The sequence below is a fragment of the Rhodoferax sp. GW822-FHT02A01 genome (assembly GCF_038784515.1).
In the GTDB taxonomy this organism is placed as follows: Bacteria; Pseudomonadota; Gammaproteobacteria; order Burkholderiales; family Burkholderiaceae_C; genus Allorhodoferax.
Genome location: NZ_CP152376.1, coordinates 842,197 through 858,244 on the forward strand (window position 1 = coordinate 842,197; position 16,048 = coordinate 858,244).

The 16,048-nt window shown below is 61.0% G+C and carries 19 protein-coding genes and 1 riboswitch; of the genes, 7 read left to right on the forward strand and 12 right to left on the reverse strand.

What is annotated here, in order from left to right:
- Nucleotides 1-4: 4 nt before the first annotated feature.
- From AAGF34_RS04025 to AAGF34_RS04045, 5 genes are all read right to left on the reverse strand, one after another.
- Nucleotides 5-424 (reverse strand): hypothetical protein, encoded by a 420-nt coding sequence (locus tag AAGF34_RS04025; protein WP_342619348.1) that lies wholly within the window; start codon nt 422-424, stop codon nt 5-7.
- Nucleotides 333-1,925 (reverse strand): malonate decarboxylase subunit alpha, encoded by a 1,593-nt coding sequence (locus AAGF34_RS04030; protein ID WP_342619349.1) that lies wholly within the window; start codon nt 1,923-1,925, stop codon nt 333-335. Before AAGF34_RS04030 ends, AAGF34_RS04025 begins: the two co-directional genes overlap by 92 nt.
- The gene (locus tag AAGF34_RS04035; protein ID WP_342619350.1) at nt 1,873-4,245 is read right to left on the reverse strand and encodes a DUF3141 domain-containing protein; all 2,373 of its coding nucleotides are present in this window, start codon (nt 4,243-4,245) and stop codon (nt 1,873-1,875) included. The genes AAGF34_RS04030 and AAGF34_RS04035 overlap by 53 nt, the downstream gene beginning before the upstream one ends.
- 172 nt (nt 4,246-4,417) lie before the next feature.
- The gene (locus tag AAGF34_RS04040; protein ID WP_342619351.1) at nt 4,418-4,903 is read right to left on the reverse strand and encodes a hypothetical protein; all 486 of its coding nucleotides are present in this window, start codon (nt 4,901-4,903) and stop codon (nt 4,418-4,420) included.
- A gap of 144 nt (nt 4,904-5,047) precedes the next feature.
- Complete coding sequence (locus AAGF34_RS04045) at nt 5,048-6,082, reverse strand: zinc-binding dehydrogenase (RefSeq protein WP_342619352.1); 1,035 nt, start codon at nt 6,080-6,082, stop codon at nt 5,048-5,050.
- Between the two features lie 160 nt (nt 6,083-6,242).
- Here AAGF34_RS04045 and AAGF34_RS04050 point away from each other — a divergent pair, with 160 nt between their 5' ends.
- The 5 genes from AAGF34_RS04050 (at nt 6,243) to AAGF34_RS04070 (ending at nt 8,335) form a co-directional block, all read left to right on the forward strand.
- Nucleotides 6,243-6,572, forward strand: coding sequence for a cupin domain-containing protein (locus AAGF34_RS04050; RefSeq protein WP_342619353.1), 330 nt, complete (start codon nt 6,243-6,245; stop codon nt 6,570-6,572).
- A gap of 28 nt (nt 6,573-6,600) precedes the next feature.
- Nucleotides 6,601-7,128: an ACT domain-containing protein gene (locus AAGF34_RS04055; protein WP_342619354.1), complete on the forward strand. Its 528-nt coding sequence runs from the start codon at nt 6,601-6,603 to the stop codon at nt 7,126-7,128.
- A 199-nt stretch (nt 7,129-7,327) separates the two neighbouring features.
- Nucleotides 7,328-7,660 (forward strand): ribosome-associated translation inhibitor RaiA, encoded by a 333-nt coding sequence (raiA, locus tag AAGF34_RS04060; protein ID WP_342619355.1) that lies wholly within the window; start codon nt 7,328-7,330, stop codon nt 7,658-7,660.
- A gap of 24 nt (nt 7,661-7,684) precedes the next feature.
- Nucleotides 7,685-8,008, forward strand: a complete 324-nt coding sequence (locus AAGF34_RS04065; RefSeq protein ID WP_342619356.1) for a hypothetical protein — start codon at nt 7,685-7,687, stop codon at nt 8,006-8,008.
- A 33-nt stretch (nt 8,009-8,041) separates the two neighbouring features.
- Nucleotides 8,042-8,335 carry a 2Fe-2S iron-sulfur cluster binding domain-containing protein gene (locus AAGF34_RS04070; RefSeq protein ID WP_342619357.1) on the forward strand — a complete coding sequence of 98 codons (294 nt, stop codon included), beginning with the start codon at nt 8,042-8,044 and terminating at the stop codon, nt 8,333-8,335.
- On the opposite strand, the gene AAGF34_RS04075 is transcribed toward AAGF34_RS04070, so the two are convergent.
- The 3 genes from AAGF34_RS04075 to AAGF34_RS04085 are packed head-to-tail and all read right to left on the reverse strand — an operon-like array spanning nt 8,322 to nt 11,773.
- Nucleotides 8,322-9,029: a GntR family transcriptional regulator gene (locus AAGF34_RS04075; protein WP_342619358.1), complete on the reverse strand. Its 708-nt coding sequence runs from the start codon at nt 9,027-9,029 to the stop codon at nt 8,322-8,324. The two genes, AAGF34_RS04070 and AAGF34_RS04075, sit on opposite strands and share 14 nt — an antisense overlap.
- A 22-nt stretch (nt 9,030-9,051) precedes the next feature.
- On the reverse strand, nt 9,052-10,428 hold the full coding sequence (locus AAGF34_RS04080) for an aspartate aminotransferase family protein (RefSeq protein ID WP_342619359.1): 1,377 nt from the start codon (nt 10,426-10,428) through the stop codon (nt 9,052-9,054).
- Between the two features lie 10 nt (nt 10,429-10,438).
- Nucleotides 10,439-11,773, reverse strand: coding sequence for a glutamine synthetase family protein (locus tag AAGF34_RS04085; protein ID WP_342619360.1), 1,335 nt, complete (start codon nt 11,771-11,773; stop codon nt 10,439-10,441).
- A 253-nt stretch (nt 11,774-12,026) separates the two neighbouring features.
- Between AAGF34_RS04085 and AAGF34_RS04090 the strand changes: the two genes are divergently transcribed.
- The gene (locus AAGF34_RS04090; RefSeq protein WP_342619361.1) at nt 12,027-12,356 is read left to right on the forward strand and encodes a cupredoxin domain-containing protein; all 330 of its coding nucleotides are present in this window, start codon (nt 12,027-12,029) and stop codon (nt 12,354-12,356) included.
- Between the two features lie 15 nt (nt 12,357-12,371).
- Nucleotides 12,372-13,199, forward strand: a complete 828-nt coding sequence (locus AAGF34_RS04095; protein WP_342619362.1) for an FTR1 family protein — start codon at nt 12,372-12,374, stop codon at nt 13,197-13,199.
- Here the strand turns inward: AAGF34_RS04095 and AAGF34_RS04100 are convergent.
- The 4 genes from AAGF34_RS04100 to AAGF34_RS04115 form a co-directional block, all read right to left on the reverse strand.
- Nucleotides 13,196-13,774, reverse strand: a complete 579-nt coding sequence (locus AAGF34_RS04100) for a TMEM165/GDT1 family protein (protein WP_342619363.1) — start codon at nt 13,772-13,774, stop codon at nt 13,196-13,198. The two genes, AAGF34_RS04095 and AAGF34_RS04100, sit on opposite strands and share 4 nt — an antisense overlap.
- 3 nt (nt 13,775-13,777) lie before the next feature.
- A riboswitch (yybP-ykoY riboswitch) is annotated at nt 13,778-13,950 on the reverse strand.
- On the reverse strand, nt 13,930-14,919 hold the full coding sequence (locus AAGF34_RS04105) for an SRPBCC family protein (protein WP_342619364.1): 990 nt from the start codon (nt 14,917-14,919) through the stop codon (nt 13,930-13,932). It overlaps the preceding riboswitch by 21 nt.
- 2 nt (nt 14,920-14,921) lie before the next feature.
- On the reverse strand, nt 14,922-15,359 hold the full coding sequence (locus AAGF34_RS04110) for a VOC family protein (RefSeq protein ID WP_342619365.1): 438 nt from the start codon (nt 15,357-15,359) through the stop codon (nt 14,922-14,924).
- A gap of 12 nt (nt 15,360-15,371) precedes the next feature.
- Nucleotides 15,372-16,037, reverse strand: coding sequence for a glutathione S-transferase family protein (locus AAGF34_RS04115; RefSeq protein ID WP_342619366.1), 666 nt, complete (start codon nt 16,035-16,037; stop codon nt 15,372-15,374).
- Nucleotides 16,038-16,048: the final 11 nt, after the last annotated feature.

Sequence of the window (16,048 nt, forward strand, 5' to 3'; positions counted from 1 at the left end):
GCCGCTAAATTGCGGCCTCCGCTTCGGCTTGCGTCTCGTAAATGTGCGGTGCCAGACCACGGCTGCTGATGGCCGCGCCCAGCTTGTTGCGCAGGAACGCGCTGGTGCTGTAGCGCGTGATGCGGGCGTAGTAGTGCTCGCTCATGTGCTTGACCACTTCGGCATAGGCGTCCATGGCGGGCTCCATGATTTCAAAGCCGTCGTAGTTGACGATGGTGTTGACGCGGTGACCGATCTCCTGGCACTTGCGCTCAACGGCCGCCTGCACATCTTGCGCGTCCTTGGGTGTGAGGAGCTTGAGTCCCTGGAAGTTGAGGAACAGCAGGTTGCGCTCAGGCTGGTAGGCAATGCGGTCCAGCAGCGAGATGGACAGCAGCGTGTCCTTCAGGCCCATGGGCTCCTCGCGGAAGATGCGTGCATCCATAGTCAAAGGATTGCGGATGATGGGCTTGAAGGCCATGTAGGGCATGGATGTCGCGCTCGATGTCCACGCCGGGTGCCACTTCGGTCAGTTCCAGTCCTTCGGGGGTCAAGGTCAGCACGCAACGCTCGGTAACGTAGAGCACCTTCTTGCCCATGCGTGCAGCGTATTCGCCGCTGAAGGTGACCTGCTCGATCTTCTCCACGAACTTGCGGAACTTGCCTTCCTTCAGGATGGTGAGTTTGCCGTCCCCCACCTTCACCTCCAGGCCACCCGCGGTGAAAGTGCCAATGAAGATGACCGTGCGACTGTTCTGCGTGATGTTGATGAAGCCACCAGCGCCGGCCAGACGCGGGCCGAAGCGGCTGACGTTGATGTTGCCGCGCGCATCGCACTCGGCCAGCCCCAGCACGGCCAGGTCCAGGCCGCCGCCGTCGTAGAAGTCAAACTGCTGGTTCATGTCCAGCTGTGCCGTGGCGTTGGTGGAGGAGCCGAAGTTCAGGCCGCTGCCGGGAACACCGCCCACCACGCCGGGCTCGGCGGTGAGCGTCATGTAGCGCAGCAGGCGCTCCTCGTTGGCGATATCGGCCACGCCTTCGGGCATGCCGATGCCCAGGTTGACCACTGCATTGGGCATGAGCTCGAAGGCGGCGCGGCGCGCAATCACCTTGCGCTCATCAAAAGGCATGGGCGGCAGCGCATCCAGCGGTACACGCATCTCACCCGAGAGCGCCGGGCTGTAAGGCGTGCCGTAGGTTTGCATGTGATATTCGGGACGGGCCACGACCACGCAATCCACCAGAATGCCGGGCACCTTCACGCGGCGCGGCAGCATGGCCCCGGCTTCGGTGATGAATTCCACCTGTGCAATCACGATACCGCCGGCGTTCTTCACGGCCATGGCAATCGCCAGCGCGTCCTGCGTGAGCGCCTCACGCTCCAGCGACAGGTTGCCATCCGGATCGGCAATCGACGCGCGAATGAAGGCCACGTTCGGCTTGGGCGCCTTGTAGAACAGCATCTCGCGCCCGCCCAGGGTGGTGACTTCCACAATGTCTTCGGTGGTGCTGGCGTTGATCTTGCCGCCTTGCAAACGCGGGTCCACAAAGGTGCCCAGCCCCACCGGCGTGAGGTTGCCCGGCAGGCCTGCGGCGATGTCGCGGTACATGTGGGAGATGACGCCCAGCGGCAGGTTGTAGGCCTGGATCTGGTTGGCCATGGCCAACGCGCCCATCTTGGGCACCAGCCCCCAATGGCCGCCGATGGCAGAGGCAATCAGCCCCTCGTAGGCGATGCGGTTGAGGCCGCGGTCCTTCCCATCGCCCGGGCCGCCGCCAAATAAAAGATGCAGATTGCGCGGCTGCGCTGTCTCCAGAAAGCGCTTTTCCAGCGCTGCCAGCAACTCGTCGGGGACACCAACAACTCCGAATCCGGAGCAGACCAGTGTGTCGTTATCGTGTACGAGTGCGACGGCGTCGCTGGCCGACACTATTTTTGATTTCATTGCTTGGCTCCTCAGTGGTTTTATTGTCAGCCACGCCCAGCAACTGCTCCATGCGCTGGATCAATTCCAGCGAGTGGGGAGCCATCTCCGCGCGCGCACCCACGATGAAGTTCACCAGCTCCAGTGCCTTGGCACGGTCTTGCGGCGTCTTCAGCAGCAGGGGCAGTGTTTCCACTGCACGCTTGGGCTCGAACTCGGCGATGATGGATTGCTCCTGGATCAGCTCGCCTCTGCGCTCCGGTCCCATGGACTGGAATGGTTCGGTGTGGTTGAGTATTTGGGCCGAGCGCTCCAGCCGGTCGCGTCGCACCGAGCCGCGCGAATCCGCCATCAGCACCAGCATGCGGATCACACCGGCTGCCAGGTCGCCACGCTCCATGTTGGCCAGTATCTTCTGCACGGAGGCCGAACGACGCAGGTTGCGGCCTTCCTTGCGCTCGTTTTCCATTTCTTCGGGGCGTCCCAGCCAATGCATCAAGGGCGTGCCGTAGATGGCCAGGAAGGTGTTCTCGTAGGTTGCATCGCGCAGGTCGCGCATCAGGTCCATGCCCTGGATGATGCTGTTGGCCATCACCCGCTCCAGCTCCAGAAACGGGTTGCCGGGTGTCACGGAAGGGGTCTGGCTCTTGGCCCATTCGACGAACGGCGTCATGGCCGGCAACAGCGGATTAGCGTCGGAGAACAGTTTGCGGCTCACTCGCGATGGATGGGCCTCGCGCAGCGCCTTGGCGGTCTGCGGCGTCACCATGCTCTTGAGCAAAGGGCGCACCGTGGTGTCGTACGCCTGGGCACCGAGCTCGGAAAAGCGGGCCACTGCCGCAAAGTCCTTTTCCTGGTCGCGGTCGTTTTCCACCGTGGTGAGGATGTCCTTCATGCGCCGCTCGTGGAAGCTGACGTAGAAGTGCTCGTTGCCTTCGTCACCTTCCATTTCGTCGATCTTCATCTCGTACAGACCTGGCGTCAGCGCCTCGATGGTCTTCAGGGTGGAGGCGACTTCCGTGTGTTCCTTGCGGGCAATGGAGGACGACACGAAGATGCCCAGGTGGCCCACCTTGTCGTGCACCATGTAGATGATGCGCTGGCCCCGTACACGGATTTCCAGCTCATCGACAAAGGTGTCCACGATCCAGTTGAGCGCCTGCTGCGGCGGAGTGATGTTGTCGCCGCGGCTGGCAAACACAATGATGGGCGAGCGGATCGCCCGCAAGTCGAGCTTGTGGCCGGGCTCCAGCTCGGCCTCACCGCGGGCCAGCTTGTTACCCACGAACAGTTGCTCGACGATCCAGCGGATCTCGGCTTCGTTGGTGAAGTGAAATCCCCCCCACCATTTCTCGAACTCCAGAAAGCTCTTGCGCTTGTTGTCCACGTCCGAGAACAGGTCGTAGTACTTGCCGAAGAAGTTGCGGCTGGGGTTGAGCATCTCGAAGTTGGACACCAGATGCGCACCGTCGAACTCACCGCCGCCCAGGTCGGACATCAGCAGTGCGGGGACCACACCGCCCAGCAGACCGCCGTTGTAGCGCATGGGGTTCTCGCCCACCTGGCCCGACCAGGTGGCCACCGGTGCACCGTTGATCACCAACGGACCGGTCAGGTCGGGGTTGGCCGCAGACAGGATCAGTGTGGCCCAGCCACCCTGGCAATTGCCCACCACCACAGCCTTGGGTGCGTCGGGGTGGCGTCTGGCGATCTCACGCAGGAACTCGGCCTCGGCGCGCATTACTTCCACCAGGGTCTGCCCCGGCTCGGGATGCTGGCGGAACACCACAAAGTACACCGGATGCCCGGCACGCAAGGCCACGCCGACCTGGCTGTCCGGCTTGAAGCCGCCTATGCCCGCACCATGCCCGGCACGCGGGTCGATGATCATGAACGGGCGTTTGGTATCCAGCACCTGCACACCTTGCGGCGGCAGGATCTTGAGCAACTGGTAGTTGACCGGGCTTTGCAGCTTGCGTCCATCCACCACCACTTCATAGGCATAGTCCAGCACGGGTGGCGTGCCCGCTTCTTCGTGGGCCCGATCGATGTTGCCGCGCTCACGCAGAACATCCAGTGTCAGCGCCATACGCCGCGCGGCATCGGCCCCGTATTCCATGAACATCTGGTAGGCCTCTGCCGCCGTCATTGCCTGTGCAATGTCCTGCTGCGTCTGCGCCAGTTCCTTCGACAGTTCCAGTGCGCGGGCCCCGTGTGTTCGGGCAATCTTTTCACGGTGGTGCGTTGCGCTGGAGAGAAGCCGGTTGGACTGCTTGGAAAGCGTCTCCAGATCAGCAGGAACATGTTCCTCGAAAGGCGTGGAGCTGAATAGGGGGAGCATGGCTTTATTTGTTTGAAACTCAGAGTAGATTTACTTCAAGTCTTCTGCAGTGTAGGGTAGCTAGGCGTCGTGAAGCTTGCGTGACGCTGAACTGGCAAAGCCTGTTTGCAACGACGAAAAACCCGCGGACTTCAAGCCCGGCGGGTTTTCGTGTCTGGCGTATAGCCCAGGCCTACTTGGCGGACTTCTTGGTCTTGGTGGCCGAAGCGACCGAAGCGGCAACCGATGCCCCCTTGTCCAGTGCCGAACCCAGTGTGGTTTCAGCTGTGGAGGCAGCAGCCTTCAGGTTCTTGGCTACGGCGGCAAATGCCTCGGGAGCGGGATGGGCCTTTTCCACAGCATCCACGCTGCTATGGAACTGGTCCACGCTCAGGGAAGTGGCGGCCTTGAGGTTCTTGGCAAACAGCGCCATGCTGGCTTCTGCGGAGGCCTTGAACACTTCAAATGCGGCTTGCGGGTCCTTGGCACCCTTGATCGATTCCACGGATTCGGCCAGCACGGCTTGTGCTTCCTTGGCTTGGGCCTGAGCCAGGTCGGCCCATGCCTTGAGGTTGTCCTGCACGGGCTTGAGAGCTTCTTGCATGGCGGCGGGATTCAGTTTGGGAGCCGATTCCGACATGGTCTTGGCGATGGCTTCGAAGGGAGTGTTCTTGAACATGGTGGGGTCCTTTGGTAAAAATTGTTGCAGTGCAGCAATTATTGATCAACGCGGCCCAACGTGCCACTTTTTCACCCGTCCCAAGTGCGATTAGTTGCCGCGCCCTATTTCCTGACCGCACCCAGATCGGAACGCCAACGCGCTCTAGTCCTGCAACGACAGAACCACTTTGCCAAACTGCTCACCCGCCTCCAACCGGTCCAGCGCTGTATGAATCTGCTCCATGGGGTAGGTGCTGTCGATGACCGGGCGCAAACCGGTCTTCTGCACAAAGGCAATGAGTTGACGGAACTCCGACAGGTCTCCCAGCGTGGAGCCCATGATCTGCAGTTGCCGGATGAAGATGCGGCGCAGGTCTGCAGGCGGTTGGTCTCCCGCAGTGGCACCACAGGTCACCAGCCTGCCGCCACGCACCAGGGATTTCATGGCCTGGGGCCAGGTGTCACCGCCGATGTTCTCTATCACCACATCCACGCCGCGGCCCTGGGTCAGCGCGAGCACGGTCTTGGCAACGTCCTGCCGGGAACTGTCGATGCAATGGTCTGCTCCCAGCGCGGCGGCGCGGCTGAGCTTGTCCGCACTGCGGGATGTGACAAACGTAGTCAGCCCCACCAGCTTGGCCAGTTGCAGGGCAGCCAGTGACACACCACCGCCAATTCCGAAAATCAGCACGCTTTCACCAGGTTGCACCCGTGCCTTGGTGAACAACATGCGCCAAGCCGTGAGGTGGTTGCCACACAAGGCCGCTGCATCGGTGAACGAAAGACCGTCGGGAATGGCGAGCGCATTCTGGACCGGGACACTGACCCATTGCGCCATGGTGCCATCGCGATGCTCGCCCAGGTACTGAATCTTGTTGCACAACACGCCCTCACCGCGCTGGCAGAACTCACAGCGCCCACACATGACAGCAGGGTACAAGGTGACGCGCTGGCCCACCGTCAGGTCCGTTTCCGATGCGTCCACCTCTTCGACAATGCCGGCACCGTCTATGCCCATGACTTGCGGCAGTTTGTGGGTGATGCCAGCGCCGCTGTTGCGCATATAGAGGTCCACGCGATTCAAGGTTGCCACCTGCATGCGCACCAGTGCATGGCCGGGCTGGCGCAGCGGCTTCTCACCCTGGATCAGGGACACCACCTCATTGCCGCCATGGCCGGTGATCACGATACTTTTCATTGACAGGGTCCTCAGACGAAAACAGGAATGAACGGGCCACACGGCTGCGCAATTTTCTCATGCACTCCATGTGAAGATCTGTCACCGGTTTGATATGACGCGGGATGCGGGGTATAACTGAACACAGAACGACACTCGACACTCTTGAGGAGACAGCACCATGTCCATTGCCCATGCCCTTTCAGGCGAACCCATCGACGTTACGCCCTACGACGCACGGCTTGGCGAGCAGCGCTCAGCGGCTCTTTTCAAGTCGGAGCAGCTGGAAGTCATACGCCTGGTGCTGTCTGCAGGCAAATCCATGCCCATGCACAAGGTGAGCGGCGAGATCACCATCCAGTGCATCGAGGGTGAGCTGGACGTGCAGGTGGATGGCAACAGCACCCGCTTGCTGGCCGGGCAACTCATGTTCTTGCTGGGCTCCGTTCCCCACAGCGTGACGGCAATCGCCAATGCTTCGGCCCTGGTCACACTGGTGTTGAACCAGTAGTCGCGCCTCATCCATTCAGGAGTCCCTCATGTCCACACCCCTGGTATTCACGTTTGTAGGGGCTGACAAGCCGGGCCTGGTGCAGGAACTGTCCCGCACAGTGGCCGAGCATGGCGGCAATTGGCTGGAGAGCCGCATGAGCGAACTGGCTGGTCAGTTTGCCGGCATCGTTCAGGTCGAAGTCCCGCTGGCGCGGGCAGCCGCATTGCGCGCTGCGTTGCTGGCACTGTCGGCGCACAACCTGTCGGTGGTGGTGGCGCAAAGCCAGGGAGAGAAGGTCCCCAGCGGGGTTCGTCACCTGCGACTGACGCTTGTGGGTAACGACCGGCCTGGAATCGTGCGCGAGGTATCCCAGGCACTGGCGGCCCGTCACATCAGTGTGCGTGAAATGGATACCCGCATCACCAGCGCGGCCATGAGCGGCGAGCCGCTATTTGAAGCGGCGGCAAGCATTGAGGTGCCCAGCACACTGGATCTGGACGAACTTCACGGCCAGCTCGACAGCATCTCCGATGCGCTCACCATCCATATTGATCTGGAGGAAATGCCTGCGTAGCTCCGTCAATGCAGGCAGTATGGTTTCTTGCTCAAGATCAAGGAATGCGCATGCCCCCCTTCTCGGCACAGGCTTTGTCGCCGCACCGGTGTAGCGCAGTGATATGCTGTTTACGACGGTGCAGCAAGGACGTTTCGCAAGATCCTTCCAACCGCACCACAATCGGCAGAAGCCTGGAACCACGAAAAGGAGAATGAAAATGAAACTGACTATCAGCGGACACCACATCGAAGTTACCGACGCACTGAAGTCTTATGTGACAGGCAAGCTCGACAAGATCACTGGACACTTTGAGGAAGTGGTGGATACCAAGGTCACGCTGTCCGTGGAAAAGCACAAGGAAAAAGACGGCAAACACGCCGAGTGCACGTTGCACCTCAAAGGCGCGGATCTGTTTGCCGAATCTTCCAACGCAGATCTGTACGTCGCCATCGATGAAATGGCTGCCAAGCTGGAGCGTCAGGTCATGCGCCACAAGGAGAAGATCCAGGATCACTCCAAGGACGCGGCCAAGCGCGCCCCCGTTCTTTGACACGACCCACTTCGAGAGATCTCCATGACCGCAACCCCTACACAGTCTTTCAAGGACGCGATGAAGGCGACAGACGACGACGCCATCACGGAAGTTGACATGGGGCAAGTGGTTCTGCGCCCCGACGGTTACTACTGGCAACCCACCGAGGGCAAGCAGGAACTCGGCCCCTTCGCCACCATGGAAGAGGCGCTGGCCGAGTTGGAGGCTTCGGACTCTGAAGAGGAGCCCGGGCCTGGAGAGTCGCTGGAAGAGGCCGAAGACGAACTCGGCATAGCCGACTGGATCGACCCCGACACCGGTGAACCGGCAGAGGGGCTTTCAACTCCACGACTGAATGACGAGTAATGCACTTGACCGGTTGAACCGGCGCTCCCTTGCATGACGCCCGAAGGCTCCGCGCCCACCTGGTACACCGCCACGGTGGAGCAGGACGGATTGCAGGTGGACGCGCCGGACAACCAGCCGCTGTTGATCTCCCTGGAGCAAGGCGGTGCCAACTGGGTGAGTTCGTGCCGCAATGGCACCTGCCGTACCTGCATCGGCAAGCTTGAATCTGGCACAGTCCGCTACGAGATCGAGTGGCCGGGACTGTCCACCGAAGAAATGGAAGAAGGCTACGTGCTGCCCTGCCAGGCCTACCCTTGCTCTGACATAGTCATCAATCCGGCTTGATTGGCTTGTTGGGCCGACGCGCAGTTGCGCTGCGTCGCAGGAACTGGCCTGCAACAAAAATGTCACGCTCAATGGCACGCCGCACTGCGGCGCTGTCGCGTTTCTCCAGCGCCTGCATCACATCCTCATGGGCGTCGTTCAGGCAGGCGGCTGCATCCGGTGTGTCAAACAGCTGATTCGAAATAGGCCCGGCTTTGAGCCACAGGTTGTCGATCAGATGAAACAGCAGGGGCGAACCGGAGGCACGGTACAGCAGCACGTGAAAGTCTTCGTTGGCTGCAAGGTACTCATCCCGGTTCAGATCGGCCAGGGCTTTTGCCATGCGCTCGCTCAACGCCTGCATATGGGCAAGCTGTTCGCTTTGCAGACGCAGACTGCCGCGCTCGGCGGCCTCCCCTTCGAGCAGCATGCGCATTTGCAGCAGATCGTCAAACTCGGGCACCGACAGCACCGGCAGGGTCACGCCGGCATTGGGCACGTTGATCAGTGCGCCTTCGGCTGCCAGCCGCTGCAATGCCGCACGCACCGGCATCTGGCCCACGCCCAGATCCGCCGCCACATTGCGAATCTTGAGGCGTTCACCGGGCAAAAAGCGGCCCACCGTGATCCATTGCCGCAGCGTCTGGTACACAGTGTCCTGCTGTGTGGTGGTGGCGACTTCCGAAGGGACCGGGCTGCTTGGCGTTGGGTTCATGTATTGCGTGGGTCGTGTGCCGTCAGGTGCATTCATCCAGAAAATCGCGCATGCCCTGCAGCAGGCGCGCCACATCATCATGCCGGGTATCGGGGCAAATCAGCATCATGTTGTGAAAGGGCGTGATCAACACTTCGCGGTTCAAAAGATACAGGTGGATGGCATGCTCCAGCTCGGCATCCATGGCGTTGGCGGCCTGGGTACCGTTGACAGGAGCCACCGGGCAGAACTGGAACTCTACCCGAGCGCCGACTTGTGTGACGCACCAGGGCATGTGACGGCTTGCCAACAACTCTTGCAACCCCTGGGCCAGCACGCCGGCCAAGGCGTGCAAGGGCACATAGGTGGGAGCCGTCATTAATTCTGACAAGGTAGCCCGCATGGCCGCCATGGCCAACAGATTGGCCGTCAACGTGGTGCCAATGCCCGAATGGCCCGGTGGCGCATTGCGCTTGGCCTGCACCGCACGCTGCGCCAGTTCGGCACTGAAGCCGTAGGCGGCACACGGCATGCCGCCGCCCAGCGGCTTGCCAACCACCACCGCATCGGGCGACAGTCCGTGCGCCCTTGCATAGCCGCCTGGGCCGCTGCTGATGGTGTGGGTTTCATCCATCACCAGCATGGCACCATGCTTTTTGATCAGCGCCTGCGCCTGTTCCCAGAAGCCCGGCTGCGGCAACACCATGCCAATGTTGGTCATGACCGGTTCGGCCAGCACGCAGGCCACGTCACCGGGTGCCAGCGCGGCTTCGAGTGCAGCCAGATCATTGAACTCCACTACGCGGGTGGTCTGCGTCAGGTCGTGCACCTGGCCCAGCAGGCTGTCGCGCTGCACGGGCTGGCCGTCCACCAGATCGACAAATACGTCGCTGACCGTCCCGTGGTAACAACCATTGAAAACCAGCAGAACCTTGCGACCCGTAGCCGCGCGCATCCAGCGCAGCACAAAACGGTTGGCGTCGGTGGCGGTCATGGCGAACTGCCATTGCGGCAACCCAAAGCGTTCTGCCAGCAACTCGGCCACCACGGCACCGTCTTCATTGGGCAGCATGGTGGTCAGGCCCAATGCCGCCTGGCGCTGCAACGCTGCGGTCACTGCCGCAGGCGCGTGACCGAACATGGCACCCGTGTCGCCCAGGCAGAAGTCCGCCAGACGGTGGCCATCCACATCCTGCAGGTGCGCGCCCTGTGCGCTGGCCACCTGCAAGGCAAATGGTGTGCCCCAATCGCTCATCCAGTGCAGCGGTACACCGAACATCAGGTGCGCACCGGCACGCGTGGCCAGTGCCTGGGATTTGGGATTGCGCTGCATGTAGAGCGCACGTTCGCGCGCGACCAGTGCATGCAGCTTGTCTGTGGAAATGCCGCTGGGACGCAGGGCAGAAATCGTAGTGTTCATTGAATTACCCTCAGACCAACAGCAGCAGATGCTCACGCTCCCAGGAGCTGATGACGCGGTTGTACATGGCAAATTCCAGCTCTTTCACGGCGCAGAAGGCATCCACAAAGGCGCTTCCCAACATATCGCGCATGGGTTCGCAGGCGCGCATGGCGTTGATGGCATCTTCCAGATTGCGCGGCAACTCGTGGCTGACGTTCCAGGCGCTGTCGATGGTGGCTTCCGATGCCTGCAGCTTCTCACACATGCCCACGTAACCCGCGGCCAGCGTGGCTGCCATGGCCAGGTACGGATTCACATCCACGCCAGGCACGCGGTTTTCCACACGGCGCGCATCCGGGCCGGACTTGGGCACGCGAATGCCGCATGTGCGGTTGTCATTGCCCCAGCGCACGTTGATGGGCGCCGACATGAAGGGCGACAAACGCCGGTACGAGTTCACATATGGCGCGAACATGGGCATCAGCTTGGGGATGTAGGCCTGCAGGCCTGCGATGTAGCTGCCAAACAGCGGGCTCTCGGTGCCATCGGGCAGACTGAAGATATTGTGTCCTTCAGCATCGGTAATGCTTTGGTGGATGTGCATGGCGCTGCCGGGTTCCTGCTCCATCGGCTTGGCCATGAAGGTGGCAAAGATACCGTGGCGCAGCGCCGTCTCGCGCACCGTGCGCTTGAACAGAAACACGCGGTCGGCCAGATCCATGGGCTCACCATGCGAAAAGTTGATCTCCATCTGGCCGGGCCCGGCCTCGTGGATCAGGGTTTCGACGCCCAGGCGGTGCTGTACGCAGAAAGTGGACAGCTCCATGAAAAAGGGGTCGAAGTCATTCACCGCATCAATCGAATAGCTCTGGCGCCCCGCTTCGGGTTTGCCGGTGCGGCCCAAGGGCGGCTGCAGTGGTTCGTGCGGGTTGTTCTGCCGTGCTACCAGATAGAACTCCATTTCCGGCGCGACCACCGGCGTCCATCCCTTGGCACGGTACAACTCCAGCACCCGGCGCAGCACGCCGCGCGGCGATATCTGGACCGGGCTACCGTCCCATTCCTGGCAATCATGGATGACCACGGCAACCGGTTCGGCCGCCCAGGGCACCAGCCGCACCGTGGCACCGTCCGGGACGCACACCATGTCGGGGTCGGTGTCTCCGACAAAGGGGCCGTTGTCAGGCTGCTGCCCGTTGACCGTGTTGAGCAGCACGCTCTTGGGCAGGCGCATCTGCCCTTCCGCCAGGAACAGATCGCGCGGAAGGATCTTTCCGCGCGCAATACCGGTCATATCGGGAATGACGCATTCAACCTCATGGATGCGATGGGCAATCAGGAATTCTTCCAGGGTTTGTGGCATGGGAATGACAGTTTGTGGGGATCTTTCAATGATACATGCATTGACCTATTTGTGATCACAAATAAACCATTAAATCTACCTATAAGTGGAAAATAGAGTTTTTATGATCTCAATTCATTGCACCCAAGCAAAAACACGGATGCACAAGTGCATGCCGCGCAATCCGTACTCGGGAACTCCCGACCAAAGTGGCACTGCAAATCTCCCAGTTGGTTATACAATGCGAATCATTCTCATTAACTGGGTGTACTTCATGAAATCAACCCTCGCCTTGGCCTTGTTGGCGTTCGCCACTGCCACCAGCTTTGCCGCCACCGACGAATTCACGTTGACGATCAAGAACCATGTGTTCGAGCCCAAGGAAATCAAGCTTCCCGCCGGCCAGAAGATCAAACTGCAAGTGATCAATGCAGATCCCACACCGGCCGAGTTTGAAAGCAAGCCCCTAGGCCGCGAGAAGGTGATTCCCGGCAAGACCACCGCCACCATCAATCTGGGGCCGCTCAAGCCGGGCCGCTACGCATTTGTCGAGGAATACCACGAGACCGAAGCCGGCGCCCAGGGCACCATCGTCGTCGAATAAACCCGGGAGCACGCCATGTTTGCAGCCGCCATCATCGTCTTCCGTGAATCCATGGAAGCGTCGCTCATCATCAGCATCATGATGGCCGCGACAAGGGGCGTTCCACAACGCAGTCGCTGGGTCGCCGGTGGCGTGTTGCTGGGGCTGATTGGCGCTGCCATCGTGGCTTCCAGCATGGGCGCCATTGCCAATCTGGCGGACGGCATGGGCCAGGAGTTCTTCAACGTGGCCATTCTGATCACGGCAGTCGCCATGCTGGCCTGGCACAACATCTGGATGTCGGCACACGGCAAGGAGTTGGCCCAGCAAATCAGCAGTACGGCGCGCTCGATAACTGATGGCAGTCGCGAGCGCTCGGTGATCCTGATCGTCATCGCATTGGCCGTTTTGCGCGAAGGTTCCGAGACGGTGCTGTTTCTGTACGGCGTTGCCACCAGCGGTGACAGCGGGCTGCGTGACACCGCACTGGGTGGTGGACTGGGCCTGGCTGCAGGCGCTGCCGTCGCCAGCCTGCTCTACATGGGCTTGCTGAAAATACCGGTGCGCTGGTTCTTTGCCGTCACCGGTGTACTGGTGCTGTTGCTGGCCGCCAGCATGGCTTCGCAAGCGGCCCGCATGCTGATTCAGGCCGATGTGCTGCCCAGCCTGGGCGCGCCGATCTGGGACACCTCCAGCGTGCTGTCGCAGGACACGGTGGCTGGCACCATACTGCACGGCCTGGTGGGTTACGACGCGCAGCCCGCAGGCATGCAGGTGATTGCCTACGTGCTGGTACTCATCGTCATCACCAGCGGCATGCGCTGGGTATCGGCGCAAACCGCCCAGCGCAAGAGCGCTGCCTAGAGACCGAGTCCGGAGCCCGCGCCCAGCAGCGTGGCAAGTCCGAGCAGCGCAAACACAGCGGCGGCGATGGAGTGCACCAGCTTCATGGGGATCTTGTTGGCCAGCTTGTCGCCAATGAAGACCGCCGGCACGTCAGCGATCAACATGCCCAGCGTGGTGCCAGCCACCACCCACAGCGGACTGGCGTAGTGCGCGGCCAGGGCCACGGTAGCGATCTGGGTCTTGTCGCCCATCTCGGCCAGAAAGAAGGTGATCAAGGTAGCGCCGAAAACGCCGAACCGATGCGCCACCTGGGTTTCCTCCTCTTCAATCTTGTCCGGGATCAGTGTCCAGATCGCCATGGCGATGAAGGAGGCGCCCAGCACCCAGCGCAAGATACCCGGTGTGATGCTGGCGGTGATCCACGCACCCAGCGCGCCGGCCAGACCGTGATTGACCAGCGTGGCGCACAGAATGCCGAGGATGATGGGCAGCGGCTTCTTGAAGCGCGCCGCGAGGATGAATGCCAGGAGTTGGGTCTTGTCGCCGATTTCCGCAAGGGCAACGACTCCGGTGGAGATGAGAAGGGCTTCCATAAGGGTTCCAGGGCCGGATTCGGACGAATGACCGCATCGCTTCCCCGGCCACGGTGGAGGCGATACGGCCAAAGGTCTTGCCAGGCAAAGGAACTGCGTACGCCATGACCTGCGGGTCAAGTATGTTGACGTAAGCCTCTTCCGAAGAAGAGCGGCTACTCCCCAATGACCGCCTGATTGTAACCGTCGCCTTGCGTGAGGTAGGCGTCCAGCCGTCCGAGTGTTTGGCGTCCTCCTTCAATGGCACCGTATTCGGCAACCACGTGGTCGCGATCAGCGGGCGTGGGAAACACCATGCGGATGGTCAGCAAGGTGCCCTCGCCAAGCTCCTCAAAGGTCCAGGTGGAAACGAAGTTGGCGCCTTTTCCGCCTACCTTCCCGCCCGCGTGCGCATACACGATGCGCCCGGGTGGCAGCACCTCCTTGAAGATGCTTTTGTTCGGATAGTCGGTACCATCCGGTCCGTGCATGGTGTGTTTCCACACACCGCCCACGCGCACGTCCATTTCCACGATGGTGGTGCTGAAGCCGGTTGGCCCCCACCATTTGACTACCTGCAGCGGATCGGTCATGGCCGCCCAAACGCGCTCGCGCGGCGCCTTGATGGCGCGCGAGATCACGATGTGCCGGTCGACAATGCCCGTCAAGGCCGCCATTTGCTCGTTGAGTTTTTCCACACTCTCCGACCAGCCCTGGTTCATGCCCAGTTGCACCATGGCGTTGCGGATCTTTATCGAATCAAAGCGGGTGTGAATCGTCAGGCGGGTGCGATCGCCATCGTCCTCAAACTGGACGGTCTGCACCATGATGCCCGGAGCGTTGTTGTCGCCCGGTGCGCGCCCGGGGCGAATCATGTCGTGCCAGGCAGCAGGGTGGTCGGTGCAATCCATGGTCATTACCAGGCGTTGCATGGGCAGCACTTCCAGGTACTCCCCGCGGATGGGATAGCGCGTGCCGTCCGGCATCTGCATGGTGACGCTGTGGCTTCCACCCACACGCACATCCAGAGCGCACTCACAATGCGTCAATGCCCGCGGGCCCCACCATTGCACCAACAGCTTGGGGTCGGTCCAGGCCTGCCACACCAGGGCACGCGGTGCGTGCACCGTGCGCACCATCAAGAACGCATCGGCTGCAACGGGCATGTTCAGGCCTTTTCCACGCAGTTGATCATCCAGTGGATGCCGTACTTATCAGTGAGGCTGCCGAAATAAGCGCCCCAGAACATGTCCTGCAGCGGCATTTCCACCGTGCCGCTGGCGGCCAGCGCGTTGAACAGACGCTCGGCTTCGGCACGGGTGTCGGGCTCCAGGTTGATATGCACGTTGTTGCCCTGCACCACCTTGAAGCCCATGGACTGCGGTGCGTCAGTCCCCATCAACACATGCCCACCCAGCAAGTTCAGCTCGATGTGCATCACCATGTTGGCGGTGTCGGCTGGCATGGGAGGCTGACCAGGTGCGGCGGGTGCGTCGCGGAAGCGGTGTACGGGACCGTTGAATTCGCCACCAAACACCGTGCGATAGAACGCAAAGGCTTGTTCGGTATTGCCATTGAAATTGAGGTAGGTGCTGGTACGTGCCATGAAGTGCTCCTTTTAGGAAAGAAACCGCGCGGGAATGGCGGCATGAAACGGATAGAGGGGAAAGTAGGGTCTGGCCTCTGCCAGCACCCGTTGCACAGAGGGTCGCGCCATCAATCTGTCGAAGTAGGCGCGCAAGTACCCGAGTTGCTCAGGAAAAGGCTCCAGTGTGTGCGCGTAGAACAGGGCGGGTGCTGCGGCACAGTCGGCCAGACTGAAGTTTGCGCCTGCGGCCCAGAGTGAAGACGCCAATTGCTTGTCAAGCAAACAGTACGCGGTCTGTATGCTTGACCGGGCGCCGCCCATGTCCGCCTTGGCGCCGCGAATATGGTCCATGACGATGTCTTGCATGGGCGCATGCACGTAGTTGTCGAATATGCGATCCCACAGGCGCACCTGCAACGCCGCATCGAAATCAACGGGAAGCAACGGGCTCTTACCGGGAAAGAAACGGTCCAGGTATTCAATGATGACGGATGACTCCGGAACATCCCGGTTGCGCGCGCTATCCCTCAGCACGGGAAACTTGCAGAACGGCCACATTGACGCGAGTTCCGCCCGGTCCTGTTCCGCTCCGAGATCAATGATGCGGGCATCAAATGCGACGCCGTTCTCGTACAAGGCAATCAGGACCTTGTGGCAAAAGGACGCCAAAGGGTGGTAGTAAAGGGTAAGTGACATGGTGGTTTCCT

Coding starts and splice junctions, on each gene's coding strand:
- AAGF34_RS04105 (WP_342619364.1), bottom strand. CDS start 14,919: ATGCCCGTTGCAGCCGATGCGTTCTTGATGGTGCGCACGGTGCACGCA.
- raiA (WP_342619355.1), top strand. CDS start 7,328: ATGAAACTGACTATCAGCGGACACCACATCGAAGTTACCGACGCACTG.
- AAGF34_RS04100 (WP_342619363.1), bottom strand. CDS start 13,774: ATGGAAGCCCTTCTCATCTCCACCGGAGTCGTTGCCCTTGCGGAAATC.
- AAGF34_RS04045 (WP_342619352.1), bottom strand. CDS start 6,082: ATGAAAAGTATCGTGATCACCGGCCATGGCGGCAATGAGGTGGTGTCC.
- AAGF34_RS04075 (WP_342619358.1), bottom strand. CDS start 9,029: ATGAACCCAACGCCAAGCAGCCCGGTCCCTTCGGAAGTCGCCACCACC.
- AAGF34_RS04025 (WP_342619348.1), bottom strand. CDS start 424: ATGGATGCACGCATCTTCCGCGAGGAGCCCATGGGCCTGAAGGACACG.
- AAGF34_RS04030 (WP_342619349.1), bottom strand. CDS start 1,925: ATGAAATCAAAAATAGTGTCGGCCAGCGACGCCGTCGCACTCGTACAC.
- AAGF34_RS04095 (WP_342619362.1), top strand. CDS start 12,372: ATGTTTGCAGCCGCCATCATCGTCTTCCGTGAATCCATGGAAGCGTCG.
- AAGF34_RS04115 (WP_342619366.1), bottom strand. CDS start 16,037: ATGTCACTTACCCTTTACTACCACCCTTTGGCGTCCTTTTGCCACAAG.
- AAGF34_RS04090 (WP_342619361.1), top strand. CDS start 12,027: ATGAAATCAACCCTCGCCTTGGCCTTGTTGGCGTTCGCCACTGCCACC.
- AAGF34_RS04050 (WP_342619353.1), top strand. CDS start 6,243: ATGTCCATTGCCCATGCCCTTTCAGGCGAACCCATCGACGTTACGCCC.
- AAGF34_RS04055 (WP_342619354.1), top strand. CDS start 6,601: ATGTCCACACCCCTGGTATTCACGTTTGTAGGGGCTGACAAGCCGGGC.
- AAGF34_RS04085 (WP_342619360.1), bottom strand. CDS start 11,773: ATGCCACAAACCCTGGAAGAATTCCTGATTGCCCATCGCATCCATGAG.
- AAGF34_RS04080 (WP_342619359.1), bottom strand. CDS start 10,428: ATGAACACTACGATTTCTGCCCTGCGTCCCAGCGGCATTTCCACAGAC.
- AAGF34_RS04065 (WP_342619356.1), top strand. CDS start 7,685: ATGACCGCAACCCCTACACAGTCTTTCAAGGACGCGATGAAGGCGACA.
- AAGF34_RS04035 (WP_342619350.1), bottom strand. CDS start 4,245: ATGCTCCCCCTATTCAGCTCCACGCCTTTCGAGGAACATGTTCCTGCT.
- AAGF34_RS04040 (WP_342619351.1), bottom strand. CDS start 4,903: ATGTTCAAGAACACTCCCTTCGAAGCCATCGCCAAGACCATGTCGGAA.
- AAGF34_RS04110 (WP_342619365.1), bottom strand. CDS start 15,359: ATGGCACGTACCAGCACCTACCTCAATTTCAATGGCAATACCGAACAA.
- AAGF34_RS04070 (WP_342619357.1), top strand. CDS start 8,042: ATGACGCCCGAAGGCTCCGCGCCCACCTGGTACACCGCCACGGTGGAG.